The sequence below is a fragment of the Stagnihabitans sp. genome, assembly GCF_964946895.1.
The window spans coordinates 107,922-134,283 of the sequence record NZ_CBBQHX010000012.1 but is presented as its reverse complement, the minus strand read 5'-3'; the positions used below and the strand labels follow the sequence as shown (position 1 = coordinate 134,283).

Here is a 26,362-nt window from a genome sequence, read left to right as displayed (position 1 = left end):
GGGTCGCCAACCTCGCCGAAGCCCTGAATGCCGAAGACACCAAGGCGGAAGCCGCCGATATCCTGCGTGGCCTGATCGACAAGATCATCCTGCAGCCGGATCCGGATGCGCCGAATGGCCACAAGATCGAGCTTCATGGGGAACTGGGTTCGATATTGTCATTGTGCGACAACGCAGTAGCCACAAAAGCAAAAGCCCGCAGCGGAGCTACGGGCGTTGTGCAAGTGACGATGGTTGCGGGGGCAGGATTTGAACCTGCGGCCTTCAGGTTATGAGCCAAGCTAGGCGATTTTTGTAAAACAACGTGAAATCAACGTTTTGCGGCGCATGCCTTTGAAATCACGCCGGTCCGATCCTGACGTTCACCGGATTTTACAGCTTTTCGCCCGCACAGTCCGCGCGAAACCGACGTATCTCGGTTGAGGTGGCGTTGAGGTGAATGTGAAACCGATAATCGGCGCCGGAACTGCGCCTCCCCTGAATAAATGTGAATGCCCCACAGATTACGTTGCCACAGTGGCGGCAATCTTGGCCGCGACAAGGCCGGTGATTTCAGAGTGCATATCGACGGCATATCCCGGCGCTGAAATTGAGATCACCAATGCATAGCGCCCCTTGTCGTTAAAACGCTTCTGTCCGGGATGGGTCTTCCACCAGCCAGTGACAGGAAAGACCCCGATTGCATCGTGCAAGGCGAGGTCAATTGCTCGCCCGCGCCAAAGATCACAGTGCAGAGATCCTGCCTGAACCGAGTTAGAGCCAAGCAGCCAGAAATCCCCCTCTTGCTGCCGTCCAGTCGAATCCTCGCCCTGCTGACCTGAGACTCTGCGCTTGAACTGCTCCTTAGTGTCCGACCGTTTCTTCATCGCGAAGCGGAGACCCAAAGAGCGATAAGTCTCAGGGCGTGTCGCCGCTCGGCCAGAAAGGTTCGGTTCGACAAAGTATGACAGCGTCACTTTCATCGTGACGATACCATTCTCGATCTTTTCCAGTGCTGCCTTTGGCCAAGGCAAATCGTAGAAGTGCATTTCGTTAAAGACCGGTGCACCACTTTCGCTGATCACATAAGGCTGGATCTGCGCCTGCGCGATCAACGTCACGTCATTATTTGCAGAATTTATTGCTCGCTGAAGGTCCGGCACGCCATACCCGACTTCTCTCAGGATCGCTTGCTTCGAGGCCTTTGTTCCCGTCTTCCAGTGGTCTCCCCTGCCGATCAGCCGCTTGCGAATCGGTTCAGGCCAATGCGCTGAATCAACTGCCAACGCCCTGTGCGTCTCGGGCCAGAGGTCAGGGAGCGCGGCTTGCAGCGCCCCGACGAAGTGTCCGGCCATGCCCGCAGCGGCACTGGTCGCCCAAAAAGGGACAAGCGGCTCGTGCAGCACATTGGAGCCTGGAGCGAGGAGTGAAACCGACGGGCCCCAATCGCAATCACCTGACGGATCGACGATCATGTTACCGGCCTCAAACAGCACTTCGGGCTTGATTGGGGTGAGATCGGACGAAAGTGCCTGGGATCCCAGGCTGAACGGGCTGCGGTGGTTTGCAGGCACGACGGGCTTCAGGCCGGGTGGGCTTCTCGGCGGTGTCTCCTTGCGCGTAAATCCGCCAATGGTGAGCGCGTTCCAGCTTTGCGAGGGGTCTTCGAGAGGATGTGAAAGCCGCACGTCGGCAAGCTTGCCGCCTGACATGTTGCCGGTCGCAACCACCATCAGCCGCTTGGGGCGTTCTGCCGCCGGAACTCCGTCGGCCTGATCACCGGGCATTGAACCTGATGCAATCTGATCCAACGCACCGCTCCAACTGGACGGTCGCTCAGGCGGAAAATCACAGGCCGAATTCGCGAGGCAGAATGCACGTAGTACGTTCGGCCTTTCTGCCTCCACCAGCGCAACCGCGCCTTCAGTTACGACGCCATAGCTCGGCGGCTTCGTCCTCGGGAAGCCCCTCGGCGGAAGGAGCTTCATGGACTCGAGGGCATGTGTAAGTTGCACTTGCCGCGTGTCGTTCACGAGGGGTTCAAGATCCCCATAGAGAGCCAGCCCGGCAAGAGGAGTGCCATGGCCACCTTGCGGGTGGTGGTCATCCGTCCCCCACGCTGCGTCATATGCCCAAGCCCCATGTAGGGCGGGCGCGATAAGTGGGTGGTTCGCCGCGATGCCGGTATCCAAAGCGCAGACCACATTCGCGCCTTGCGGTGGCGGAACGATGCGCTTGGCAAGTTCTGCAGTCCAATCCTGCGACCCAAGACCCTTCGCACCCCGGTCTAGGAAAGGTTCAATAGTCGCGGTTGCCCTCCTTACCTCTGCAATGGCGCCGGGGATACGCCCAACGAAGCCGGCAACTCCCTCGGCCGACGTGTGCACGAAAAGCACCGTAGTATCAGGGAAGATGAGCCTGTCATCGTGAACATCCAGTTCCGCCAGCCGCGCCGCTGCCGCCACTCCTTCCGCGATCTTGCCGCTATGCCGAACCCAAAGCTCCCACCAGAGCGTTTCGTGGGAGGCGAAGTCGACAGCCCCAACAAACAGGGCGCGTGCTTCGGCCGCGCTGATGGTCTCCACCCGCTCGAACTTGTCCACATCCGGCCGGGGCCGATTGCCTTGCAACAGCCCATAGGAACGAATTCGACCTTGCAGAAAAGCCCGGGCATCATCCGGAACAAACAGAAGTGCGCTTTCCGTCCGGTCATCACGTCGCTCGGACCGCAGCACAACCACATCCTGGGAAGGGAATTCCAATCCCTTCGGCAGTTTCACGGCTTGAACGCGACGTCCTTCGGCAGGTGGCATGGTGCCAACCTGGACGATCGCCCCGGCTTTCAGCCCCTCCACCGGCAAACGGCTATCCTGCTTGGCAATAGGAATGTCTCCGAGGGCGACGGTCAACTGATCCAGCAAGCTCTTTGCGTGTGCCGCATAGTCGTCCCGGAGAGGCTCAGGCTCTATTTTACGCCGAGGGAAGGAATAGCCGATTCCATCCCGAAAAACATCAAACGAGATATGCACATGCTTTCGTGTGCCAAAATCACCTTGCTCGGCCATTAGACCCTTTTCCGCTGTTAAACCGGCCAGTCACTCGCGCTCGGCGGGTAAATCTACAGATCGGAGCCCCTCCGAAACTTGCCCTTGAACGCTTGACGATCATGCAGCGCGGCGCTCAGCGCGTCAGCCGAAATCTTTGATGCACCGTCAATAATTGCGTCTTTCACCACAGAATCCGCCGCACGGACCAATTCTCCCGGACTCAATCCCCGAAGCACCGACTCCAATGCCGACCACGAGCGAGTGCTCAACTTGAACTTGCCGAGCCGCTTGTCGATGATTGCCCGCGCTGCTGCCGGATCGGGCAGCACATATTCTACAACTTCGTCAAAACGACGCGCCAACGCTTCGTCGAGAATCTGAACGTGATTGGTCGCGGCAAGCACAAGGCTATCCGTAGAGTTTGGCTCTTCCATAAAGGAGAGCACAGAGTTCAATACCCGCCGGATTTCGCCCACATCGTTCGGATCGCCGCGGCGTGCACCGATGGCGTCAAACTCGTCGAGAAGATATACTCCCCGCGTCTGAGCGATCTGATCGAAGAGTAAGCGCATCTTTGCCGCCGTCTCGCCAAAGTAGCGACTGAACAGCGATTCCAGGCGCACGGTGAACAAGGGAAGCCGGAGTTCCCCTGCCAGTGCCGAGGCGGTCATGGTTTTGCCCGTACCCGGCGGACCGACGAGGAGCAAATGTGTCGCGGGCTTCTGTCCAAAGTCCCGGAGCGTGGCACGTTCCTGCTGCTGCCGCACGACGCGGGCAAGCCGACCCTGCACCTCATCGGCCAGCACCATGTTCGCCAAAGTAATCTTGGGATATGTGCTTTCGACGAGCCCCTGAAGTTCCGAACGCGGCCGAGCCATCGGGATAGGGGTCTGCCCCCCCGGCGGAGCCCCCTCACGGCGCCGGTCTCGTGCCTTCTGCACAAGGCGCTTCAGTTGCTCAGCATCATCGGGCTTCCCGTCGCGGGCCTGCTGCGCGGCAATCTGCAAGGCAACTGAAAGAAACTGGTCCTCGTCGCCTTCAATGTGCGAGTTCAGAAGAGCGAGAATCTGCCGTGTCGTCATCTTGCGCGCCTCCTCTCGACTAAATTGCCATCGGAATCCCAATACGCCCGAGCCTGCGGGCGCTTGACCAATGGAAGAATTCTCTACCCGAACCGTGGATTCTGCGCCACGAAAAAGGCGCGGCTGTGACGTCACGCCCCACCAAAACGGCGGGAACGCAACAGGCTACCGTCAGGGCATTAGAGCCGTCCAACTTCAGGGTGGCGCGCCCTTCCCCAACTGACCGCCACCCTGCGCCACCCCGCCACCCCTGCCCTCATGCATCGCTTGCCTCGGGCGCGAATCTACGCGTCATGGGATGGCGAAAGGAAGGGTGAGTTGCATGGTCAACCGATTGCGTTTGAACGAGAAATCTGTCCGCGAGGCGGAGCCGGTGAAGGGGCGCGACTATCAGATCTTCGACACTGAGGTGCGGGGGTTCGCGGTCTGCATCTACCGATCCGGCAGCCGGGCCTTCACCATCGACTATCGGCATGCCGGACGGCAGCGACGGATGACCATCGGGCGCTGGCCGGAATGGTCGACAACGGCGGCGCGGGAACGGGCCAAGGATCTGCGGCGCGAGATCGATGCCGGGGGCGATCCGCTCGGACAGAAGGAGAGCGGCCGCGATGCGCCACGGGTCAAGGATCTAATCGACCGCTATGTCGAGGTCCATCTGCCAAAGCTGGCCGAGCGCAATGCCGCTGACCAAAAGTCGATGTTGGCAAGGATGGTGGCGCCGGACTGGGGCAATAAGCTCGTGACGGAGATCGCGCCCTACGATGTCGAGAAGCTGCTGAACAAGGTGGCGGCGGGCCGGGCACGGCCGTCGAAGGCGAAGCCGAACAATCGGGCGCGGAAGCTGCAGGGCGCCAAGCCGACCCCGGTCCGCGCCAACCGCACCGGTGAGGTGCTGCGCAAGATGTTCAGCTATGCGGTCAGCTGGGGCTGGCGGGACGACAACCCTGCCGCAAGTTTCCACCGTCGGATCGAAAACCCGCGCGAGCGGTTCCTCACCCTAGAGGAAATCCGCAAACTGGCCGAGGCGTTGGACGCGGCCGAAGACCGGCGGGCTGCCGACATCCTGCGGCTCTGCATGCTGAGCGGTGCCCGTGTCGGCGAGGTGCGCCAGGCGCGGTTCGAACATTTCCACCTTGAGCATCTGACATGGTCGAAGCCCGCCAGCATGACCAAGCAGCGGAAAGTGCATCGGCTGCCCATTTCCGACGAGGCCGCATCCATCGTCCGGCAGCGTCAATTGCTGGTGCCGAAGGGCTGTCCGTTCTTGTTTCTCGGCGACACGCCGGGTCAGCCCGTTCAGGAAATCCGCCGGTTCTGGGCGGGAATCCAGAAGAAGGTCGGAATCCCCGAGGTCCGGGTGCACGACCTCCGCCACACCTTCGCGTCCCTCCTCGTCAGCGGTGGGGCTTCCCTTGAGATGATCGGCAAATTGCTGGGTCACAGCCAGATGCAGACGACCCAGCGCTATGCCCATCTGATGGACTCACCTTTGCGCGCTGGTGTCGATGCAGTGGCGAGCGCTTTCCGGCCCAAACCCAAACTGGTGCATGATGCGGACGAGGTGGCCCTGAAGTCGGCCTGATCGGTGCCACCTCGCTGTCATGATCCTTGCGGCGCTGGGCGGTCAGGAACCGCGCAGCGCCTTCCAGACCGGCGTGATCCGGCGCCGGATGGTGCGCTCGTCCGGGGCGTCGCCTGTCTCGCTGTTGGCAATGAACCATTCCTGCACCTCTCCGACCCATTCGGCCTGGGTTTCCGGCAAACCTTGGTCGTTCACCCGCTTCAACATCGCAACATACATTCCGTCCCAGTCATAGCGCGGGGTTGAGCCGGTAAATGCACCCTGACGGCGGTCGAGTTCCCAGTCCGCCTCGAAGCGCTGCACATCCTCTGCCATGATGAAGAGATCATCGATCGTGACCGGAATTTGGACCTCCGGATCCGCCAAATGGACCCAGTCTTCCTGGTCCGTCGGACGCACACGTTTCAGAATGCCATTGGAATGGCTGGCGCCCGTGCGTCGGAACATGTGCAGGATGTCCGTCACCGAGACGATGACAAACCCCGCCACGGTCTGCATGCCATGCGTCACCGGTGCGATGGCTGTGACGATATGGAGCCTGCCGACCGACGCCCAGGCGGCAATGTCGGCCGTAGTGCAGTTCCAGCGGACGGCCGCTTCGATCAGGGTGAAATAGACGCGTGGTGGCAATGCCATGCCTCAACTCCGTTTCTTGTTGTTTGGAAAACAGGCCTCCTTACCGCGCTCCGGGAGGAGGCGGGTCAAAGGTCTGGTGGTCAGGAAGTACTAGGTCAGCCGGGCGGGCGATCAGCACCGGCCTTGGCGTGGCCGAAGATGAGACGCAGCTTGAAGATGATCTCAACCATGGCTGCCTCCCTCTTTCGTGGCCCGGCGATACGACTCGCCCGGCGGATGTAAGCAATGAATGATAGGAGGCGCAATCCAACTCCCCGCTTGACAGGGTTCTGCGTCAGGCGACTCGGCGGCGCGCCACCCACGCTTTCCGGAAAACTCAATAAAACAAGGGGTGGCACGGGTCCGGCAAACTGACCGCCACCCTGCGCCACCCCGCCACCCCTGCCGATCTGCTCTCGCTGCCTGACGATATCCGCCCGCTCCGGGCGGTGATTTGGAGGCAGAGATGATACAACCGCAGACAGAATCCGACTCACGCCCTGCAACACTGCTGTCGGGCTGGATCACGCGCAAGGACCTGGCCGAGGCGCTGAATGTGACGGTAGACACGCTCGGGCGCTGGGAAGCCCGACGCGTCGGGCCGCCATGCGTGCGCGCCGGGCGCATGGTGCTCTACCGGCGCCGCGCTGTGCAGGACTGGCTGGACGCGCAGGAGATGCCGCGGGCCAAGGCGGCAGGAGGGCGGAAATGACCGACCTCGCAATGACCACTCTCTGCCCCATCTCGCATACCACTTCCGGCGCCGTCTTTGACAACTGGCGGCGCGACAGGACCATCGAAGCCCGCCTGATCCTGGCCGAGGCGAAGTGCCATCGCGCCACGTTAGTCGCCCTCGCATCCCGTGTCCTTGCCGATGCCCCGCAAATCGGGGATGCCGCATGAATCGTCGCAGCACACCTGAAGCCGATGCCCAGCGCGCCATCGTTCAAGCCCTGCGCTTCGCCCTGCCCCGCGATGCCATCGTGCATCATTGCGCCAACGAGGTGACCGAGGCCGGACCACGCGGCGCCCGCCGCCAGGCGATCCTGGTCGGCATGGGCGTCCATGCGGGCTTTGCCGATCTGATCGTGATCTCCGGCGGCCGGGTTCTGTTCCTCGAGGTCAAGAGCCAGACCGGACGGTTGCGGAAATCGCAAGGGGTCTTCCGCGACACCGTCTGCGCGCAGGGTTTTGGCTGGGCCCTCGTCCGGTCCGTCGACGATGCGCTGGGCGCATTGGCCGACCACGGCTATACCAGCCGTGTGCAGCTTCCGACGCGGAGGCCCGCGCCATGAGCCATGAAGCCACCAACTGGGCCATCAAGCAGCGCGGGCTGAAACCCACCACCAAGATCGTGCTCTGGCATCTCTGCAACCGATTCAACCCGGACTATGGCTGTTTCCCCGCGCAGTCCCGTCTGGCGCATGATTGCGAGATCAGTCGGTCTACCCTGAACGATCACCTTGGCCATCTCGAGTCCGTTGGCCTCCTGCGCCGGGTACCGCGCATCGACCCGGCGACCAAGCGACAGTTGCCCACCCGCTACATCCTGGGGTTCGAACCGGGCTTCGCCCTCGTTCCTGCGGTGCCGTGTCCGGAAACCGGACATGGCTCAGAACGCGCCGAAGGAAGCCGCACGGATGCTGAGAATTTGGCGCCAAACGGTGACGTCGACGGCGAGCCATGTCCGGATTTCGGACACGGGATTGATGCAAAAGCCGTGTCCGGATTTTGCCCGGAGCCGTGTCCGGAAAATGACCAAAGCCGTGTCCGAAATCCGGACACTAACCTTGTAAGAGAACCACTAAGTAAACCAGTAAAGGAGGAGGAGGACGCGCAAGCGCGCGATGTCGAGTTTGATCGGTTTTTCGAAGAGCTTCTGGACGCGCTGGGCCTCGATCCCTCCGCCCTCCCCGGCTGGTGGCAAGGCTGGCCACCGCGGCTCCACGTCCAGCGCTGGTGCGACGACCTTGGGCTGAGCCAGGACGAAATCCTCGCCGCAGCCGAGGCCTCGCGTCAAGACCACCCCGAACCACCCGATGGACCCAAAGCCCTTGACCGCGCCATGCAACGTGCTGCCCAACGCAAGCTGGACGATGCTGGCCGGAACCGTCGGAAATCGAAAGTGCCAGCGTCTGCGGTGACGAAGCCGATCACCGATCTGCCTGCCTTCTTCGCCGACATTCTCAATTCCGACCGCTACCTGCCGGTCAGTTCGATCAACAACACCATCCGGGATGCCATGTTAGCCCGTGGCCTCGTCACGCCGGAACTCCTCCGTCAGCGGGGGATCCGTTGAATGCCATGGTGTTTCGTCCCCGACACGGATTGTCCCTCTGCGCAGGCGGCGGCGGCCTGGATCTGGGCCTCATGCTCGCCGAGCCCGGCTATCACACCCGCGCCTTTGTCGAATGGGAGGACTGGCCACGCACCGTCCTCATCGCCGCCCAGCGCGCTGGGTATTTCGCCCCGGCCCCGATCTGGGATGATCTGCGCAGCTTCGATGCGCGGGTCTTCCATGGAGCCTTCGACGTTGTCCTTGCCGGATATCCTTGCCAGCCCTTCAGTGCGGCAGGCAAGCGCGGCGGCGCCGATGATCACCGCCACCTCTGGCCGGAGGTCGCACGTGTCGTCGGCGAGTGCAGCCCCGAATGGGTCTTCCTCGAGAACGTGGCGGGCCATGTCACCCTCGGGCTCGAGACCGTCCTGCGAGAGCTTTGGGGACTGGGCTACACGCCTGCGGCGGGTCTGTTCAGCGCGGCAGAGGTAAGTGCGCCGCACCAGCGGCTCCGGATCTTCATCCTGGCCCACGCCAATGAGCCTGCATCCCGGCACCGCCAGCTACAACCCAGCTGGGAACAGCGACTTTACCCGCAAGGCGGAAGCGCTGGCGCTGGGCATCACCAACTGGTCGACGCCCAAGGCGACGGATGGCGCGAAGGGTGGACCGGGTCAGAGCTATGGCTCGGGCGGGATACCACCCCTGCCAGCACAGGCGGCACAATGGCCGACCCCGGCGGCACAAAACTGGAAGGGCAGCAGTACGGCCAGCATCACCCGGGCCGATGGCAAGAGCCGGATGGACATCCTGCACTATCGCGCGGAGCAGGGCTTCATCCGCCCGGACCCGGCGATCACGCCGCTTGGGCTGCAACCCTCGCATCACGCCCCGATCTCGCGCCCGCTGTGGGCTTCGATGATTGCCTCGCATGGGCGGGTCGTCTCGCGGCGGATCCTGAAGTGCAGATCACGGCGGCGACTGAACCCGCTCTTCGTCGGATGGCTGATGGGCTGGCCCATCGGGCACGCGCTTTGCGCCTGCTCGGCAACGGAGTTCGCCCTTTGGCGGCAGCACATGCGTGGCGCTCTCTCGCTGCTGCCCATGGCCTCCGGCCCGTGGACCTGGCGACCGACGGCTGCGGACCAGGCCCAGCGCCCGGCTCAGATGAACCTCTTTGAAGGAACGGACCCATGAGTTTCCAGGGACGGATCGGCCGCACCGGCGGCACCAAGGTGAAACGCGCGCTGGGCGTGCAGGCAGCGCTGGAATGGGCGTTCCGGGTGGAACATGCGAAGCTTGAGCTGCCCCTGCCCACGGATGTGTCGGAGGAAGGCTTTGGCTTTGGCTTTGGCATGGAATACGTCCTGCTGCAGCGCGCCGCGCTCGGCTGCAAGGTCGACGGCGGTCAGCACAAGATCGGCAGCTACACCCATGAGGACGCTGATGTAATCGCGGCCACAGTCGCAGGGCTCCCCGACAGCCTCGGCGGCAAGCGCATGGCGATCCGCGTGGCCGAACTGGCCCGCGCTGGGCTGACGCCAGACTGGATGCCCGCTGCGGTTCCGCGCTGTGTGCCGATCGAGACCAAGACCAACCAGCATGGAGAAAGGGCCACCACCGTCATCGTCGGCATGGAACGGGTGCTGTCGCGCGGGAAATGGCGGACTGTGGAGGTTCTGGCTTGCCCCGTCACCTGGCGGCCGCATCCTGAGCAGATTGCTTCCGCTCGGCGTGGTTATGAGAATTGGTGGCAGGCACTGGCCTGGGTGCGGGATGGGTTGCTGGCGGGCCGGATGCTGCGGGAGATGGAGGTGACGGCGGCCATGCCGAAGGAGAGGCCGTGGGCTAACTGAAAGGCAGCGTAGGGCGGAAAGCGGCCTATTGTCCCCGCAGTATCCCACGCACCTCATCTCGGAAAAGCAGCCGCTAAATTCCGGGGCCCCAAGTGTTTAGATCCGCGTCATCTCACCAAATTTGGACTGGACGCACAAAGCAGTCGGGTCTGCGGGACCATCCCTATAATACTGGATTCAATAGATAAATCCATCATCGCATTAGTGGAACACAGCACCTCACCCCTATTGTAAAATTTCTATTCTCACAAGATCTTCAAAGCCGGCATCGCGCTCATCGAGTATATAGGGGGCAAGCGCTTGACGTATACGGATGGTCCGAGAGCCAGTTTCGTCCAGTCCGAAGTCAATCCGTCCGATCAAGGGACACTCATGGCTGATCAGGCTTATCCTTACAGTAACCGTTCGCATCCACTCGTCGTCCTTGTGTCCGTCGACATAAGTCGGAATGTCCGTCCGGTCCGTAGAAACGCCAATCATTCGCCCAAGGACAAAGTCTGCGAATCGACCTTTCAGATGGTCAAAGCAGCGCACATGGTACCGGTCGGCGATATTGACGATGGCGTGAGGAGAAATCGGGCGCCACACTGGTTGCGTCGCATGCTGGGATACGTAGAGGATAAAGACTGCCCGATGGTCTTCGAGGCTGCGCACCATCTCCCGAAGGATAACCCGATTGGGCGCAGCCCGTTCAGGCTTGGCTATGACGACGTGCCGGCTCCCGAGCATGACCTTCAGCCACTCATCGATGGACGGAAGTTCCAGATCGGAAAAATCCGGTAATTCCGAAGGATCCAGAACCTGAATTTTTCCGCCATCTAGCCTAACTGCCTCGTTTCCCAATTCAGCCAGCCGTGCCATGATAGTGGCTTGGTCGCGCGACACGGTCGGCCCGCTCACGCCGAAATGGGCCCTGAAGTACTTCTTCTCCTTCGGACCGAATCGGCCGGCGTAGGCAAGACAGGCCGCAATCCAACCGAGACGCGCCTGGAGCTTCATGTTCACCTGGCCTGCAAAAATTTCACAATGGAATTTTTATGCCTTGCCCAACACACAAAGATCAACCAAAACTTGTTCATATTTAGGAGTTAGTCATGGAATTTGAAGTCGACGATAGCCATGACCGACCGCCAGAATCGAAGTCTGGTCGCGGCCCCGGCAAGGCCGATATCCTCAGCTTTCGCGATATGGGTCGGCCGCTGGACTTGGACGAGATCCTAGACGAATTCGCCATTATGCTTTCATTTTTCCCAAAAGGCCTGGCTGCCGATGTCTTCCAGCGCGTCGGGGCAGGCTGCGGGTCGCACCTAGTCAAACTGACCACTCCGCGGGCGGAATTGTCGCAATCTGTTTTGCGCTTTGGCCGAGCATCTTCCAACCACCTTGCGACCTTTGTTCCCTCGGTCAATGCCCCAGACATTCCGATTGCCAAGGTCATCTTTCGCCCGCTTGCCATAAATGGGCGGCCTGCAAGGTCGGTCGTCGATCACCTGCGCGACCCCGACGACATTTCGGCCGCTGTCCTGAAGGATTTTGCCGCCGTATTCGGTCAGGACTGCCTTGATGCTTTGCGCAGATCGCTTTTGGGTCCGGGCGATCCGGTTCTGCGGCTTCCTGATACGGGTGAATTCCCGATTATCTTCCTGCCCCGCCCGGGTGGTGGGGATCTGCAAGCCACGCCGGTCTCACCGGCCCAGACCTTCATGGGCTTCAAGAACATGGCTGCGGCTTGGTTTCAGAAGCAAGAGAAGGATGCCCCACCGGTTCCAAGAGGCTCGTGGACCAAGCAATCCGTGAGCGCCAAGCCCCAAAACATATCGGGTGCAATCGGTGGGCCAAGGCAACGGTTCTTGGCGCGGATGCCGTCCGTCATGCGCGGATACGATGCTGCCGTCCTGCGATATGTGCTAGGAGGGAGCTTTCCGGCCTGGCGCGACGACGATGTCGAAGCGGCTGTCCTTCACTATGCGGGCCGACTTGCATTGGAATGGACCAACAGCGACATCCGCGCAGGCACGGATTGGTACGCTGACAGTCTGATCGCCAATGCAATGGCCTTCATCGCAGAGGTTCGACGGGACGCGCGCGAAATGCTGGAAAGCGATGGGAACGGCGCGCCGAAGCTGAAAGCGCCACCGCAGCCGTCACTGATCCTTCTGAGACGACGCTGGAAGAAAGCCGATCACGACAAGGCGCTTCAGGCACTGACCTCGCCGCATTTCCGCGACCGGGAACGGCTCGCCCTTGAACGGGAGGAGGCGTAACATGCGGTTTGCGGTCCACAATCTGCGCGCCAGCCGCGTCAACCTCCACATGAACGACTATGTCGGTGGCTTGCCAAGCCCGATGGCCTTCCTTGGCCTAGCGGAATCGCTCGGGCGGGATCTGGGGCTGGCCGATTGGACGGCGCGGGTGCTGCCCATTCTTCACGCGGTCCATGTCTCCGACGGTCGCACCAAGCCCGAGATGGAGCCCAAGTCAGGCGTCTTCACCCCCATCGAAATCATGGAGGACATGATCGGGACGGTCGAGGTCTCGTTGATCCTTGACCTGCCGGACTGCGAGAACACCGAAGACCTGCGCCGCCTGATTCTGACCAAACGGATTGCCGGGGGAGCGATCTCGAACACGGAACTGCGCATCGAGGTCGTGGCCTCGGATGGGTCCTGCCTGAAGGGTCTTGCGCGCGGCTATGCCATGTTGCGGCCTGACCAGAAGGATCGACGGATCATCTCGTCGGGCGACCTGGACCAGATGGAGCGGATCGCCCGCATCCTTTTCCCTGAAACCCGCGAGCCGGGGCGGGGCTGGATCATCCCAGTCGCAGTGGGCCATCGCCTTTTGGAAGACCCCACGACCGTGCCGAAGCGGCTGCGCACCCGCCGCGCCGATCTGCCGCATGTCTTCGTGGAACCCTGCCTTGGGATCGCAGAGCTGGTTTCCGTGCGCAATGCTCGGCTGACCGGCCTAGATGACCCTGGCATGGCGGACCGGCTTTGGCGCTGGAGCGCCGAAGGCGATCACGTGCTTGGCCATCCCGCCTACCAACCCATTTACGCATTATCCTGAAAGGAACATTCCCATGGCAAAGATAAAGACTGACACTGCGGCGTCGTTTGAAACGGGCATGCTGGCCTATGCGCGGTCGCTGCAAATCTCCGAAGGGGTGTTCTTCGGACGTGCAGGTGAGCGCGCGATCCCCGTCGAGGTCATGGAAAAGGGCGTGCGCGGGCAATCCTCGGAAGACCGGGCCAAGAACCCGGGGCTAAGCAATCCTCAGACGGTCGAATTCGCCGCCCTGCCGCAGGGCTGCTCGGCGGTCGAGCTGCACTTTTCGGTGCGGGTCCTGCCCAAGGCGATGGAGCCCCATGCCTGCGGCAGCCCGGCGGTGGGCGAGACCTACAAGGAGTTCGCCAAGGAATACCGACGCGCGGGTGGGTTCGAGACCCTGGCGGCGCTTTACGCCTGGAACATCGCCAATGCGCGCTTCGCCTGGCGCAACCGCTTTCAGGTCGACACTTCCAGCGTGACGGTCGTCTTCGGCACCGACAAGCTGGTTTTCAATCCTGCGGGTCTGAAGCTGGAAAGGGTGGCCGACCGCGACGAACTGACCGCCGCCTTGATCCATGGCGACCGGCCCGCGCTGAATCGGTTCATCCAAGGCCTCTCGCGCGGCCTGAGCGAGGCGGCCATCAGCTTCGATGTCTCCTGGATCGGCGAGATGGAGCCGGGCCAAGAAATCTTCCCCTCGCAGGAATATGTGCGCGACACCAACAAGGACGACAAGCTGAGCCGGGTCTATGCCAAACTTCCAGTCTTCTTTGGTGGGCGCGAGATTCAACAGGCCTCGATGCATTCACAAAAGATCGGCGCGGCGCTCCGCCATGTCGACATCTGGCATGGCGACGAGACTTATGGCCCGATCGCAGTCAATCCCTATGGCGGGGTGCAGGAAACGGCCGATGTCCTGCGCGTCGGCAAGAACAGCTTTTACGACATCCGCAAGAAGGCCGATGACGTGCTGGTCCCGCTGCGCGCCGCGCAAACTGCCGCCGAAATCCCGGGTTCGGTCCACTTCATGATGGCCAACCTCGTGCGCGGCGGGGTGTTTGGGTCCTCCACCAAGACCGCTGAGGCCAATGGATGACCGCGCCATTGAACTCCGGGCTTGGGCGGTGCCAGGGAACCGCCCGGTTGCTGATCAAACCCGTCCGCGCGGTCGTTGAACTCGGCGCTCTGCAAGACGTCGTCCTAGCCGCGCTGAATGCGGTCCACCACGCGAACCGCATGGGGGATGTGGCGGATTTCCTGGCCGTCGCCCTGCCCCAGATGGCGATGGGCCGCGAGACCATGCGCCTCGGCCACGAAATCGAGCTATTCGGCTCCGATGCCAGTCTTGCCCGCCTGAACGACCTGGATGGCATCCAGACCCTGCGCCGTCGCGGCATGATCGAAGCCCTCGATGTCGCCGAGGCCTGGCCGGAACCCGGGGCGACCGGGGCGGCATATGTCCGCGACCGGGCGGGCGAGAAACATACACTGGGATGGGTCCGGCGGTCCAAAGCGCGCGCCCTGCGGCGGGAAAAGCCGCTGGGGAAAGGCCTTCCCCGTCCGAGGGCACATGACGAAAACGCCCTTGCGCTATTCTATGGGGAAAGCGTCCTGCACATCCGCGAGGTCGTGGCCCCTCAGTCTGATGCGGCCCTCATGGTTACGACCTATGGCTTTTCTAGCCCCGGCGCGCCCGCGATCCTGCCGGTTCTGCCCGACTCGGTGCGGATGGTTCGCGATGCAGCCTAAGGGCGGCCCCCGCCTTTTGATCACCGACCGGGAGGGCGCGCTATATCTCGAGCGCGCCCGTATCCATGTCGAGGGGCGGCGCATCGTCTATCACATCAGCGACGACGAATTCCGCAGGGAATACAACATCCCCCATGTCAATCTGGCGGTGCTTTTCATCGGGCAAGGCACCTCGATCACCCAAGAGGCCATGCGGCTTTTGGGCGAGGAAGGCGTTCACTTGGCCGTCACCGGAACGGGCGGCACGCCGCTGCAAATGGGCGGCTTGACGGCCTATACCTCGACCCGCCATTTCCGCGAACTTTTGCCGATCTACCTGGACGAGGGGCGCTCGTTGCGGGCGGCCAAGCTGGTCATGCGGGACCGGACGGAACGGATGCGCAAGATCGGCGGGGCCCTGGCCGGGCGACGGCTCAGCCTGCGCGACACGACGCCCCTGTCAAAGATCTGCAAGGCCTTCGAAGACAGGTTGGCAACCGTGGCCACCATTGCCGAGCTTCTGGGCGTGGAAGGTCAGTATTCCAAAGCCTGCTACAAGTATTTCGCCGAGGCCTCTGGACTGTCGAACCCCGGCGCCTTTCGGCGAGAGGCCGGACTGGGCGACACGAAGGAGGACGGAACCGGTCAAGACAGCTTCCGCCTGATCAACCGCCTGATCGACCACGGGAATTACTTGGCCTATGGCATGGCGGGGGCCGCACTTTGGGCCTTGGGCATCCCGCCGCATATGTCTGTTTTTCATGGCAAGACGCGGGCGGGGGGCTTGGTTTTCGACCTGGCGGATGCCTTCAAGGATGCTTTCGTGCTGCCGACCGCTTTTGCCGCGGTGCGTGACAAGCGCGAGGAGGACCCGGAAAAGACCTTTCGAGCCCGCCTGATCGCGGCCTTCGACGACCGCCACGTGCTGGCAGAGGCCATAACGACCGTCGAGCGGATGATCGGCCCGGAAGCCTCACTAAAGGCCGAAGCCGATGCGTGAGATCATCGCCATCTGCCGCTCTCGCAAGGCCGCGCGCGACCAGGTGGCAACCGTGCTCGACCGATATTTCTGGCGCATCGGGGACAGGACCTGGCGTGGCAAGGCCTCCAATGCCTGCCTCGACCGGGTGGCACGCGAATTGCGCAAAAGGGCCAGTCGCGCAACCGCCGTATCAATTCAGGAAGTCCGTAGCTCTTCAGAAAGCCGGATGCCGTTGATCCGCATCGGCTCGCGCGCGGCCTTCTCCGAAGAGGGGATCGCTCCGGTCGCCTCGCATCCGTCAGAGTGCGCCCGGCTTCACGGCACTCCCTCCGAGCGCAATGGTCTAGCCGTCGTCCGTCTTGCGGCGCTGTTCCATGACCTTGGGAAGGCCACGACCCTGTTCCAGGCGATGCTGGCAGGGGCCATGGCGGGCCCCAAGGCCCAGCCCTCCAGCATCCGCCACGAGCTTCATTCGGCCATGGTCTGGGATATCCTGTTCGGCAAGCTGGATGACAAGGCCCTAAAAACCCGCCTGCCAGAGGTGACGCCGCAGGATATCGACGCCGCTTGCTCTGCTGCCATAGACCTGATCCTGGACTGTGCCGCGCCCTGGAACCAGCGGCTGCGCTTTGACTTCCTAGGCGATGAAACCCGGCAGACCTTTGCGGTCGGCATGTTGATCCTGACCCATCACCGCCTCGCGGAGGGCGAGACCGACCACTTGGGCTTGCAAGTGGGCAATCATGCCTCAACCGTCGATGAACACACGCGCGCCGGTCTGCAAATTGCGCCGGGCACGCCGTTTTGGCACGAGCCCTGGTGGCTGCGGCGCCTGTCCAAAGAGGCCGCGACCTTGGTTCCGGGCTTGTCGGTCACCGGGCTGGACATCGCCTTGCGCGGCGCTCTGGTCTTCGCCGATCACATCGGGTCATCCGAGAAGGCGATCTCGACGGAGCCTCAAGCCTTTCATGCCAATACCATTCGGGACGCTGAGGGCCATTCTAAACCCGGCGACAACCTGTCGCAACACACCCAGCGCGTTTATATGGCCTGCCGCTCCGCCTTCGATCTGTTCCACCGCCTGCGCGACCGGCTGCCCGCCTTGGCCGAGGCCCAGTTACCGCTGGATCTGGTCCGGCCCGTGGCGGGGGCTGTGCGCTTCGCATGGCAGGTCGAGGCCGCAAAGGCAGCCCGCAGTTTGGCCGCCTCGGCCGAGGGCGGCTTCTTTGCCTGCCTGATGGCGGGGACGGGCACCGGCAAGACCCGCGCCGCGCCGACAATCCTGGCCGCCGCCGCCTTTGGCGATTGCAAGGCCGAACGCCGCTATTTCCGCATGACCCTTGGCCTTGGCCTTCGCGTTCTTGCCACCCAATCGGCCAATGAATATCAAGCGCAACTTGGCCTGAATGCGCAGGATCTGCGAGTTTTGGTCGGCGCGCCTGTCATCGAGTTTCCTGAAGACCGAGGTCTCGACGCGCCTGACGGATCAGAGAGTTTAAGCGCCTTGCCCGAGTGGCTGCGGCTCGACGGCCCCGAAGGCGCAGTCCCGGCCTTCGGAGCCGAAGCCGAGGCCGACTGGCTGCGCGGTCTCAGCCATGACACGGACCGCGGCATCCCGGCGATCCTTGCGCAAATGATCGAGGTGTCCGGCACCAAGGCCAAAACCTTCACGACCCTGGCGACAACACCCGTCCTTGTTGCCACCGTCGATCACCTGATGAGCGTGGCTTCGCCGATCCGCTCGGCGTTTTTGCCCGCTGCCATTAGAACCCTGACCTCGGATCTGATCCTGGACGAGATTGACCAATACGGCCCCGAGGATCTTGCCGCGCTGGCGCGTCTGGTTTTTCAAACCGCCGCAGGTGGCCGCCGCGTGATCATAATGTCAGCTACCCTGACATCGGACGTCTCTAGCGCGATGCATGCGGCCTATTGCGCTGGATGGAGCGCTTTCGCCATCTCCGGGCAATCTGCCGATCACGTCCATGTCCTCCTGACCGGCGATGCGCCCGGTTCCGTCGTCACCAATGCGGAGTGCGAGGACTTTGCGTTGCTATATGACGCCTGCCGCACGCGCATTCTGGCGACCTTGAACTCCGCCCCCGTGTTGCGCCACGGCCGAATCCTGCCGCCTTGCCACAGCTGGACCGATCTCAAGGATCAGGTCGACGCAGGGTGCCGGGAGATGCATGGGCTGAATGCCGTCGAAATGGACGGGTTCCGCATTTCGGTCGGACTGGTCCGCATGACCCGGATTTCCCATACCACCGCACTATTCTCCCAACTGCCTTCCGGAGCCCTGTCCGGCCGCCTGCGCGTGAAACTGTGTCTGCATTCCAATATGCCTCGCCTTCACCGCGCCTGGGTGGAAAACCGACTGAGGAATGCGCTGACACGGAAGGGTACCCGCCCGCAGGAAGGAATACGGGATCTTTGCAGCACAGACGGCATTTTCGCGCGCGCGGCCACCATCGAAGCGCGTGATATCGAGATTGTCTGTGTCACCTCCCCCGTTATCGAAACGGGCAACGATCTCGATTTTGACTACGCGATACTCGACCCGATCTCGATACGCTCCATCATCCAGGCATCCGGTCGTGTACGACGCCACCGGATGTCGCCTTGGGGCAAGACCAATACGCTGATCCTTGGGCGCAGCCCAGTGGCAATGGAGGGAGGCGCCCTTGCCCGACCCGGCGTCGAGTCCGACTTGCCGACGATCACGACCGTATCAAGGGCAAACCTTTCGGCCTTTCCCGATCGGCATTTTGACGCCTTGGCGGGCAGGTTCGACTTTGACCGGGTAGATGCTGCACCCATTCTGACCGAGGCGCTGCCGTGCCCCCTGCGCGACGCGGAAACTGATTTGAGGCGCGCCATGCTAGCAATGTCCGGCGAAAACGCCCCATTGGGCCGCTACCTGGAACGCAAAGTGGCCCGCATGAACGACCGCTTCGCCCAGACGCGCGTGTTCCGCCGGTCGACCACGCGTTGCTTGGAACTCGCCCGGTCCGGGGATGATCTGGAAACCGCGATCTGGCAGATGAACAACGCCCCCAAGACCTCACCGCCCAACTGGATCGTGCCAAAGATTCACGAGGTCCAAGCTTCCGATCCCGGTGGCGCCTATGTATTCCACGATATCCTGAGCCGAGCCCTGGCTGATCTTGGGCCTCTGGATGCGATCAGTTTGACTGCCGCCTTGAGACGGCTGGTCAGCCTGGATTTGCCAGACTATGGTTCACCGACGTCGGCACTCCCAGAGTTGACCTATGGAGAACAGACAGGCTTCACCCGGAACCTTCCGCAGGATCTTTTTGCTCCTTATGGAAAAGCTGACGACAATCAATAGGTTGCAGCGCTCTTTGAAAAGATGGTATATTTTAAGGCTAAAGATCAAGCCTTTGGTTTCACTCGTTTTAATTTCAAAACGGGAGTCCTCCCCGCCGGATAGGCGGCTGAGAGATCGGGCGGCGACCTAAAAAGCAGCATCAAGGCCCTCCCCGCCGGATAGGCGGCTGAGAGATGCGGGCGAGGCGCAATTGATGGCGGCGCAGACCTCCCCGCCGGATAGGCGGCTGAGAGAATGCCGGTGACAAAGGACACGTCAGTGGGGTTCCTCCCCGCCGGATAGGCGGCTGAGAGATTGCCCCGTGCGTCTGCTTGAATGACGCCAGCCCTCCCCGCCGGATAGGCGGCTGAGAGACATGCCGGTCGCGATGACCTGCGCCGCCGCACCCTCCCCGCCGGATAGGCGGCTGAGAGACAGCGTCATGCCGCCCGCGACCGATGCGCCACCCTCCCCGCCGGATAGGCGGCTGAGAGATTTATGCGGACAAAGCGACAATCCCGGCCCTTCCTCCCCGCCGGATAGGCGGCTGAGAGAATTACCGGCGCGACCTACACCGACCCGGTCAACCTCCCCGCCGGATAGGCGGCTGAGAGAAACAATGGCGCGCCGTTCCTGCGGTTCTGCCCCCTCCCCGCCGGATAGGCGGCTGAGAGAAGGAGGCTCTGATCTGGGGTCGCCTGACGCAACCTCCCCGCCGGATAGGCGGCTGAGAGATGGTCAATGGCGAGGAAGGTCACGCTTGCAGCCCTCCCCGCCGGATAGGCGGCTGAGAGAATCCGTGCCACGTTCGGCTTCGGCGGCAATGCCCTCCCCGCCGGATAGGCGGCTGAGAGATGAAGCTATTGTCGAGTTGGATGCGTTCATCCCCTCCCCGCCGGATAGGCGGCTGAGAGAAAGACGGTGGGCCAACTGTCGGGCGACGCCAACCTCCCCGCCGGATAGGCGGCTGAGAGATGACCCCGGCGTGATCGTCAGCGGATAAAACCCCTCCCCGCCGGATAGGCGGCTGAGAGATTGTACCCTTTGATCGAGTGTTCGGTGCCGTCCCTCCCCGCCGGATAGGCGGCTGAGAGACACCCCTGCGCGAGGCTTTGACGGCGGGCACCCCTCCCCGCCGGATAGGCGGCTGAGAGAAAAATCGGCGTGTGGGTCGCTGGCGTGGCGACCCTCCCCGCCGGATAGGCGGCTGAGAGAAATGCCGCCGAAAGGCGTTGTTGCGGGGTCAACCTCCCCGCCGGATAGGCGGCTGAGAGAAATGACGGAGGCACCGCCCGCCCGGAAGAATTCCTCCCCGCCGGATAGGCGGCTGAGAGACAGACCCTTGAAGCCATAGGTCTTCTCCGGATCCTCCCCGCCGGATAGGCGGCTGAGAGATTGTGCAGCACGCCGCGCGTGATCGGCCCGGCCCTCCCCGCCGGATAGGCGGCTGAGAGACGGAAACGTCTGGCCTTGGCCGTGCTGGCGTCCCTCCCCGCCGGATAGGCGGCTGAGAGAAAAGCCGCCGGCGCGCCCGATCCGGCTGCGATCCTCCCCGCCGGATAGGCGGCTGAGAGATGGACGAGACGGCAACCGCCCTGGCTGTCGCCCCTCCCCGCCGGATAGGCGGCTGAGAGACAGCACACCGGCGGCGATGGTCGCCTCGAAGGCCTCCCCGCCGGATAGGCGGCTGAGAGAATTCCGCCGCCTAAGCTATCCCCCACTCCATCCTCCCCGCCGGATAGGCGGCTGAGAGAAGTCGGCGGTGATGCCTTCCGAGTAGATGTTTCCTCCCCGCCGGATAGGCGGCTGAGAGACTGACCGGCAAACCCACAACCCTCGCAGGTTTCCTCCCCGCCGGATAGGCGGCTGAGAGAATCAGGCCGTTCAGGCAGACCAGCCGGAAGACCCTCCCCGCCGGATAGGCGGCTGAGAGATGCGGGATCAGTGCGTGGCGGCTGGGGTGGCTCCTCCCCGCCGGATAGGCGGCTGAGAGACAGCACGCGGCGCCTTGTGCCTGCCAAGGTGTCCTCCCCGCCGGATAGGCGGCTGAGAGATTACCGAGCGCATCGCCCTGACGGTCGCCTTCCCTCCCCGCCGGATAGGCGGCTGAGAGATCATGGCTATGATGCCAAGGTCGCGGGCTGGTCCTCCCCGCCGGATAGGCGGCTGAGAGATTGGGCCGCTCTTGCAGGGGTACGAGGTCAACCCTCCCCGCCGGATAGGCGGCTGAGAGAATAATGCCGCCGCCCGTGTGGCCAGTCAGGTCCCTCCCCGCCGGATAGGCGGCTGAGAGATCTCGGGCCAGATCGTCCTGTGTTCTCTCTATCCTCCCCGCCGGATAGGCGGCTGAGAGATAGAACCGACAACGGGCTGGCCAATGTCATGGCCTCCCCGCCGGATAGGCGGCTGAGAGATTCATCGACCGCTTCAAAGAACCCTCGACCTACCTCCCCGCCGGATAGGCGGCTGAGAGAAGAAGTGTCGCCCCGACCGGCACATCATAGGTCCTCCCCGCCGGATAGGCGGCTGAGAGACAGCCATGATGCCACCAAACCCGGCAGAAACCCCTCCCCGCCGGATAGGCGGCTGAGAGATACACCCTGGCGCAGTGGCTGATGGTGGCGGCCCTCCCCGCCGGATAGGCGGCTGAGAGAATAAAGGCCCGATGTGGGACCGACGCCATAGCCCTCCCCGCCGGATAGGCGGCTGAGAGACCAGCCGGTATCTGCGGTCGTGACAAGCGGCTCCTCCCCGCCGGATAGGCGGCTGAGAGAAAGGAAGGCGAACGCGCCGTCGAAATCATCGACCTCCCCGCCGGATAGGCGGCTGAGAGACCACGCCAATGGGTCTACGGCAAGCACTATCTCCTCCCCGCCGGATAGGCGGCTGAGAGATGACATCGTGCGGCGCCGAAACGCTGCGCAAACCTCCCCGCCGGACAGGCGGCTGAGAGACCAGGATGAAGTCGTCTCGGTAAAGCCGATCACCTCCCCGCCGGATAGGCGGCTGAGAGATTCGGCAGCGCGGCGAGGGCGGCGCGGACTTCCCTCCCCGCCGGATAGGCGGCTGAGAGACGGATCAAACGCTGCAAATGGGTCTTCATCCACCTCCCCGCCGGATAGGCGGCTGAGAGAAACAGTGCCTAGCGGGCCCAAAAGCTGTGGAACCTCCCCGCCGGATAGGCGGCTGAGAGAATCGGGCCCCGGTTCGTGCTGTCCTGCACGGCCCTCCCCGCCGGATAGGCGGCTGAGAGATCGCCCATGGCCGCAATGAGATCCCATTGCTCCCTCCCCGCCGGATAGGCGGCTGAGAGACCAATACACGGCCAACCGGCCTGAAAGGACTACCTCCCCGCCGGATAGGCGGCTGAGAGATCTGGCGGATCACGCGGAACGCATGAGCATGTCCTCCCCGCCGGATAGGCGGCTGAGAGACGGACGAGCGGGAAGAAGTGGTCGGGGGTCATCCTCCCCGCCGGATAGGCGGCTGAGAGAAGCAGGATGAGGCCCACGTTTCGCATGGCGTACCTCCCCGCCGGATAGGCGGCTGAGAGAATAGCCTGCAATCGTCGTGGGTTTTCCAGTCACCTCCCCGCCGGATAGGCGGCTGATAGATTCTGCCGCATCTTCAAGCTTCACAGCTCTAAGTGTAGTTCACGTTTAACGTTAGCTCAATCGGACGCTTTGGGCCGATATCGTCGCTCATCCCCCCTTCCCATGGTTCCTCCCCGGCCGATCTGTATGCGGGGGGGCGCAGCGCGGCATTTCGCTAGCGACTGGCTTCTTCACCGGGGAATCCACCTGGAATCCACTTGGGCGACGATCTCGGGAAAACCGACTCGTTATCAAAGGGTTGCGGAATCACGATCTTGCGATGCTGGATTCTTTTGCGAAATCCAGCATGGCCAAGTCGTGATTTCGTAAGCCAACTTTGGAAGCCAGTTTGAGGAAGCCACCTCGAGCGGAAGCCACCCAGTGGAAGCCATCTACCGGGAAGCCTTTGAATCCACGTTGCTTTTCCATTTGACAAAGCTGCCCCCCTTGACCTACCCCTTGACTATCGAAGAATTGCGCCCGGAGGAAACCCTCGCGGGCGTTTCTCATTTCCCCCATCGCGGACCCTGATCCTGACGCAGCCCTAGCCGGCGGCGTGCATCGTCATGTCCGCCCTGCCCCAAACGAGCCCTCCCCATGGACCTGGTGTTCACACCGAGCCAGATCGAGACCTGGCCGATCGAACGGCTGCGGCCCTATGCCCGCAACGCCAAGATCCACGGGACTGACCAGGTGGCGAAGATCGCCGCCAGCATGGCGAAGTTCGGCTGGACGGTGCCCTGCATGGTGGCGGACGATGGCGAGTTGATTGCCGGGCATGGCCGGGTGCTGGCCGCCGCCATGCTGGGGCTGAAGGATGTGCCAGTGATCCGGCTGGGGCATCTGGATGAGGCGGAGCGCCGGGCCTACCGCATCGCCGACAACAAGCTGACCGAGTTGGGCGAGTGGGACGAGGCCATGCTGCGCGACGAGATTGCGGGGCTTCTGGCCGAGGACTTCGACCTCTCGCTGCTGGGCATCACGGACGAGGATCTGGACGCCCTGCTGCGGGATCCAGATGAGATCGGCGGCGATGGACCTGTCGAAGGCGAGGATGATGTCCCCGAGCCGCCGGTCACTCCGGTGTCGGTGGCAGGCGACCTCTGGCAGTTGGGATCGCATCGGCTGATCTGCGGCGACAGCACTTCAGCCGATGTCGTCGGGCGCCTGCTCGGCGATGTCCGTCCCCTGCTGATGGTCACCGATCCGCCCTATGGCGTGGAATACGATCCGTCCTGGCGCAATCAGGCGGGAGCGGCCAAAACCAAGCGCACCGGAAAGGTGTTGAACGATGATCGGGCCGACTGGCGGGAAGTCTGGGCGCTGTTCCCCGGTGATGTGGCCTATGTCTGGCATGGCGCCCTGCACTCGTCGACTGTGGCAGAGAGCCTGGTGGCTGCTGATTTCGCGGTGCGGTCGCAGATCATCTGGGCCAAGGACCGACTGGTTCTCAGCCGTGGCGACTATCATTGGCAGCACGAACCCTGCTGGTATGCTGTCAGGAAAACAGGCAAGGGACACTGGGCCGGGGATCGAAAGCAGACGACGCTGTGGCAGATCGCCAACAAGGACCAGGACGCCGAAACGGTCCATGGCACGCAGAAGCCGGTCGAATGCATGCGCCGCCCAATCCTGAACAATTCCAGCCCGGGTCAAGCAGTGTTTGAACCCTTCATGGGATCCGGCACCACTTTGATCGCGGCGGAAACCACCGGGCGCGTGTGCTTCGGGATCGAGTTGAACCCGACTTACGTCGATGTCGCCATCGAGCGCTGGCAGCAATTCACCGGCGCCAATGCCGTGCTGGCCGAGACTGGCGAAACCTTCGCCGACCTGAAAGCCAAGAGGCTCGCTGTATGAACGCGCCCGTCATCCCACAGCGGATCGAATACTGGCCGCTGGCTCGGCTGAAGCCCTATGCCCGCAATGCCAAGACCCATGACGCTGATCAGGTGGCGAAGATCGCCGCCAGCATGGCCGAGTTCGGTTGGACGGTTCCGGTACTGGTCGCAGCCGATGGCGAGTTGATCGCGGGTCATGGTCGCATCCTGGCGGCGGCCCATCTTGGGTTGGCCGAAGTGCCGGTCATCGTGTTGGGCCATCTGACCGAAGCTCAGAGCCGGGCCTATCGGATCGCCGACAACAAGCTGACGGAACTCGGCGGCTGGGACGAGGCCCTGCTCTTTCAGGAATTGCAGGCTCTGATGGCCGAGGATTTCGACCTCGGGCTGATAGGGATCCCCGAAGATGAGCTGGATGCCCTGCTGCGGGATGGTGACGACGACCGCACGGTGATCGATGATGACGAGGCAGATGCCGTCCCGGATGCGCCGGCCGAGCCGATCACGAGGCCGGGCGATATCTGGCAGCTGGGACAGCATCGGCTCTGCTGCGGCGATGCGACGGACGTCGGTGCCGTAGCAAAGCTGATGGAGGGGGAGCAGGCGACGCTGATGTTCACCTCCCCACCCTATGCCCAGCAGCGGGACTATGGGGCCGCAAAGGAGAAAGTCGGCGATTGGGATGCGCTCATGCAGGACGTCTTCGCTGCGGCCCCGGTGACCCCCGACGCCCAGCTCTTGGTCAATCTCGGCCTCGTGCACCGTGACAGCGAGTGGCAGCCCTATTGGGAAGGATGGGTTGAATGGATGCGCAAAGCTGGCTGGCGGAGGTTTGGCTGGTATGTGTGGGATCAGGGGCCGGGGTTGCCGGGCGACTGGAATGGCCGCCTGGCCCCGTCGCACGAGTTCATCTTTCACTTCAACCGCGCCCCGCGCAAACCGCACAAGACGGTGCCGTCCAAACACGCGGGCGAGGTTCTCGGCGGCGGTGGTCTGCGCGGAGCCGACGGCAGCGTGCAAGCCAAGACCGGGGCCGGAAACGCGATCCAGAGTCACCGCATTCCCGACAGCGTGTCCCGGATCATGCGCCACAAGGGTGGGCTGGGTGCGGCCGGATCACATCCGGCCGTGTTTCCGGTGGCGCTGGTCGAGGCGGTGCTGACCGCGTTTTCGGATCCCGGCGATCTCATCTATGAGCCGTTCTGCGGCTCCGGCACCCAGATCGTTGCCGCGGAACGCAATGGGCGGCGCTGCTTCGCGATGGAATTGGATCCGGTCTATTGCGACGTCGCCGTGCGGCGATGGGAGATGGCGACGGGGAGAACGGCGCGCCGATTGACCGACGAAAGGCATGAATGAGAACCGCCACCCGAGTGGGTGGCGGTTTCGTCTTT

The 26,362-nt window shown here is 62.8% G+C and carries 19 protein-coding genes, 2 pseudogenes and 1 CRISPR repeat array; of the genes and pseudogenes, 17 read left to right on the top strand and 4 right to left on the bottom strand.

Translation table 11 applies throughout. The annotated features are described in order from the left end of the window. A pseudogene (locus AC1Y2B_RS10265) lies at positions 1–275 on the top strand (recombinase family protein); the annotation flags it as partial. A gap of 228 nt (positions 276–503) precedes the next feature. On the opposite strand, the gene AC1Y2B_RS10260 reads toward AC1Y2B_RS10265, so the two are convergent. Next, positions 504–3,044, bottom strand: a complete 2,541-nt coding sequence (locus tag AC1Y2B_RS10260) for a S8 family peptidase (RefSeq protein WP_482252984.1) — start codon at positions 3,042–3,044, stop codon at positions 504–506. Between the two features lie 53 nt (positions 3,045–3,097). Then, positions 3,098–4,108 carry an AAA family ATPase gene (locus tag AC1Y2B_RS10255; protein ID WP_482252983.1) on the bottom strand — a complete coding sequence of 337 codons (1,011 nt, stop codon included), beginning with the start codon at positions 4,106–4,108 and terminating at the stop codon, positions 3,098–3,100. Between the two features lie 322 nt (positions 4,109–4,430). Between AC1Y2B_RS10255 and AC1Y2B_RS10250 the strand changes: the two genes are divergently transcribed. Next, positions 4,431–5,693 (top strand): tyrosine-type recombinase/integrase, encoded by a 1,263-nt coding sequence (locus AC1Y2B_RS10250; protein WP_482252982.1) that lies wholly within the window; start codon positions 4,431–4,433, stop codon positions 5,691–5,693. Positions 5,694–5,735: 42 nt separating this feature from the next. Here AC1Y2B_RS10250 and AC1Y2B_RS10245 read toward each other — a convergent pair whose 3' ends face one another. Further along, positions 5,736–6,329: a hypothetical protein gene (locus AC1Y2B_RS10245; RefSeq protein WP_482252981.1), complete on the bottom strand. Its 594-nt coding sequence runs from the start codon at positions 6,327–6,329 to the stop codon at positions 5,736–5,738. Positions 6,330–6,774: 445 nt separating this feature from the next. Here AC1Y2B_RS10245 and AC1Y2B_RS10240 point away from each other — a divergent pair, with 445 nt between their 5' ends. From AC1Y2B_RS10240 to AC1Y2B_RS10210, 7 genes and pseudogenes are all read left to right on the top strand, one after another. Further along, positions 6,775–7,020 carry a helix-turn-helix domain-containing protein gene (locus AC1Y2B_RS10240; protein ID WP_482252980.1) on the top strand — a complete coding sequence of 82 codons (246 nt, stop codon included), beginning with the start codon at positions 6,775–6,777 and terminating at the stop codon, positions 7,018–7,020. After that, positions 7,017–7,211 (top strand): hypothetical protein, encoded by a 195-nt coding sequence (locus tag AC1Y2B_RS10235; RefSeq protein WP_482252979.1) that lies wholly within the window; start codon positions 7,017–7,019, stop codon positions 7,209–7,211. The genes AC1Y2B_RS10240 and AC1Y2B_RS10235 overlap by 4 nt, the downstream gene beginning before the upstream one ends. Next, positions 7,208–7,603 carry a VRR-NUC domain-containing protein gene (locus AC1Y2B_RS10230; RefSeq protein ID WP_482252978.1) on the top strand — a complete coding sequence of 132 codons (396 nt, stop codon included), beginning with the start codon at positions 7,208–7,210 and terminating at the stop codon, positions 7,601–7,603. Before AC1Y2B_RS10235 ends, AC1Y2B_RS10230 begins: the two co-directional genes overlap by 4 nt. Then, positions 7,600–8,607 (top strand): helix-turn-helix domain-containing protein, encoded by a 1,008-nt coding sequence (locus AC1Y2B_RS10225; RefSeq protein WP_482252977.1) that lies wholly within the window; start codon positions 7,600–7,602, stop codon positions 8,605–8,607. Before AC1Y2B_RS10230 ends, AC1Y2B_RS10225 begins: the two co-directional genes overlap by 4 nt. 5 nt (positions 8,608–8,612) lie before the next feature. Next, positions 8,613–9,080: pseudogene (locus tag AC1Y2B_RS10220) on the top strand (DNA cytosine methyltransferase); the annotation flags it as partial. A 43-nt stretch (positions 9,081–9,123) separates the two neighbouring features. Continuing rightward, positions 9,124–9,783, top strand: a complete 660-nt coding sequence (locus tag AC1Y2B_RS10215) for a DNA methyltransferase (RefSeq protein WP_482252976.1) — start codon at positions 9,124–9,126, stop codon at positions 9,781–9,783. Further along, positions 9,780–10,442 carry a hypothetical protein gene (locus AC1Y2B_RS10210; protein ID WP_482252975.1) on the top strand — a complete coding sequence of 221 codons (663 nt, stop codon included), beginning with the start codon at positions 9,780–9,782 and terminating at the stop codon, positions 10,440–10,442. Before AC1Y2B_RS10215 ends, AC1Y2B_RS10210 begins: the two co-directional genes overlap by 4 nt. A gap of 225 nt (positions 10,443–10,667) precedes the next feature. Here the strand turns inward: AC1Y2B_RS10210 and AC1Y2B_RS10205 are convergent, their stop codons facing one another. Then, positions 10,668–11,441, bottom strand: coding sequence for a WYL domain-containing protein (locus AC1Y2B_RS10205; RefSeq protein ID WP_482252988.1), 774 nt, complete (start codon positions 11,439–11,441; stop codon positions 10,668–10,670). Positions 11,442–11,536: 95 nt separating this feature from the next. Here AC1Y2B_RS10205 and AC1Y2B_RS10200 point away from each other — a divergent pair, with 95 nt between their 5' ends. From AC1Y2B_RS10200 to AC1Y2B_RS10165, 8 genes are all read left to right on the top strand, one after another. Next, positions 11,537–12,706: a hypothetical protein gene (locus AC1Y2B_RS10200; protein WP_482252974.1), complete on the top strand. Its 1,170-nt coding sequence runs from the start codon at positions 11,537–11,539 to the stop codon at positions 12,704–12,706. Position 12,707: 1 nt separating this feature from the next. Further along, positions 12,708–13,511, top strand: coding sequence for a type I-F CRISPR-associated protein Csy2 (locus AC1Y2B_RS10195; protein WP_482252973.1), 804 nt, complete (start codon positions 12,708–12,710; stop codon positions 13,509–13,511). A gap of 13 nt (positions 13,512–13,524) precedes the next feature. Further along, positions 13,525–14,589, top strand: coding sequence for a type I-F CRISPR-associated protein Csy3 (gene csy3 / locus AC1Y2B_RS10190; protein WP_482252972.1), 1,065 nt, complete (start codon positions 13,525–13,527; stop codon positions 14,587–14,589). A gap of 47 nt (positions 14,590–14,636) precedes the next feature. Further along, complete coding sequence (locus AC1Y2B_RS10185; RefSeq protein ID WP_482252971.1) at positions 14,637–15,242, top strand: hypothetical protein; 606 nt, start codon at positions 14,637–14,639, stop codon at positions 15,240–15,242. After that, on the top strand, positions 15,232–16,221 hold the full coding sequence (gene cas1f / locus AC1Y2B_RS10180; RefSeq protein WP_482252970.1) for a type I-F CRISPR-associated endonuclease Cas1f: 990 nt from the start codon (positions 15,232–15,234) through the stop codon (positions 16,219–16,221). The genes AC1Y2B_RS10185 and cas1f overlap by 11 nt, the downstream gene beginning before the upstream one ends. After that, a complete protein-coding gene (locus AC1Y2B_RS10175; RefSeq protein ID WP_482252969.1) occupies positions 16,214–19,555 on the top strand; it encodes a hypothetical protein in 3,342 nt (1,113 codons plus the stop codon). Before cas1f ends, AC1Y2B_RS10175 begins: the two co-directional genes overlap by 8 nt. Positions 19,556–19,641: 86 nt before the next feature. Next, positions 19,642–23,148: a CRISPR direct-repeat array (repeat unit 28 nt; unit sequence CCTCCCCGCCGGATAGGCGGCTGAGAGA). A gap of 576 nt (positions 23,149–23,724) precedes the next feature. After that, the gene (locus AC1Y2B_RS10170; protein ID WP_482252968.1) at positions 23,725–24,987 is read left to right on the top strand and encodes a site-specific DNA-methyltransferase; all 1,263 of its coding nucleotides are present in this window, start codon (positions 23,725–23,727) and stop codon (positions 24,985–24,987) included. Next, positions 24,984–26,327: a site-specific DNA-methyltransferase gene (locus AC1Y2B_RS10165; RefSeq protein WP_482252967.1), complete on the top strand. Its 1,344-nt coding sequence runs from the start codon at positions 24,984–24,986 to the stop codon at positions 26,325–26,327. The genes AC1Y2B_RS10170 and AC1Y2B_RS10165 overlap by 4 nt, the downstream gene beginning before the upstream one ends. Positions 26,328–26,362: the final 35 nt, after the last annotated feature.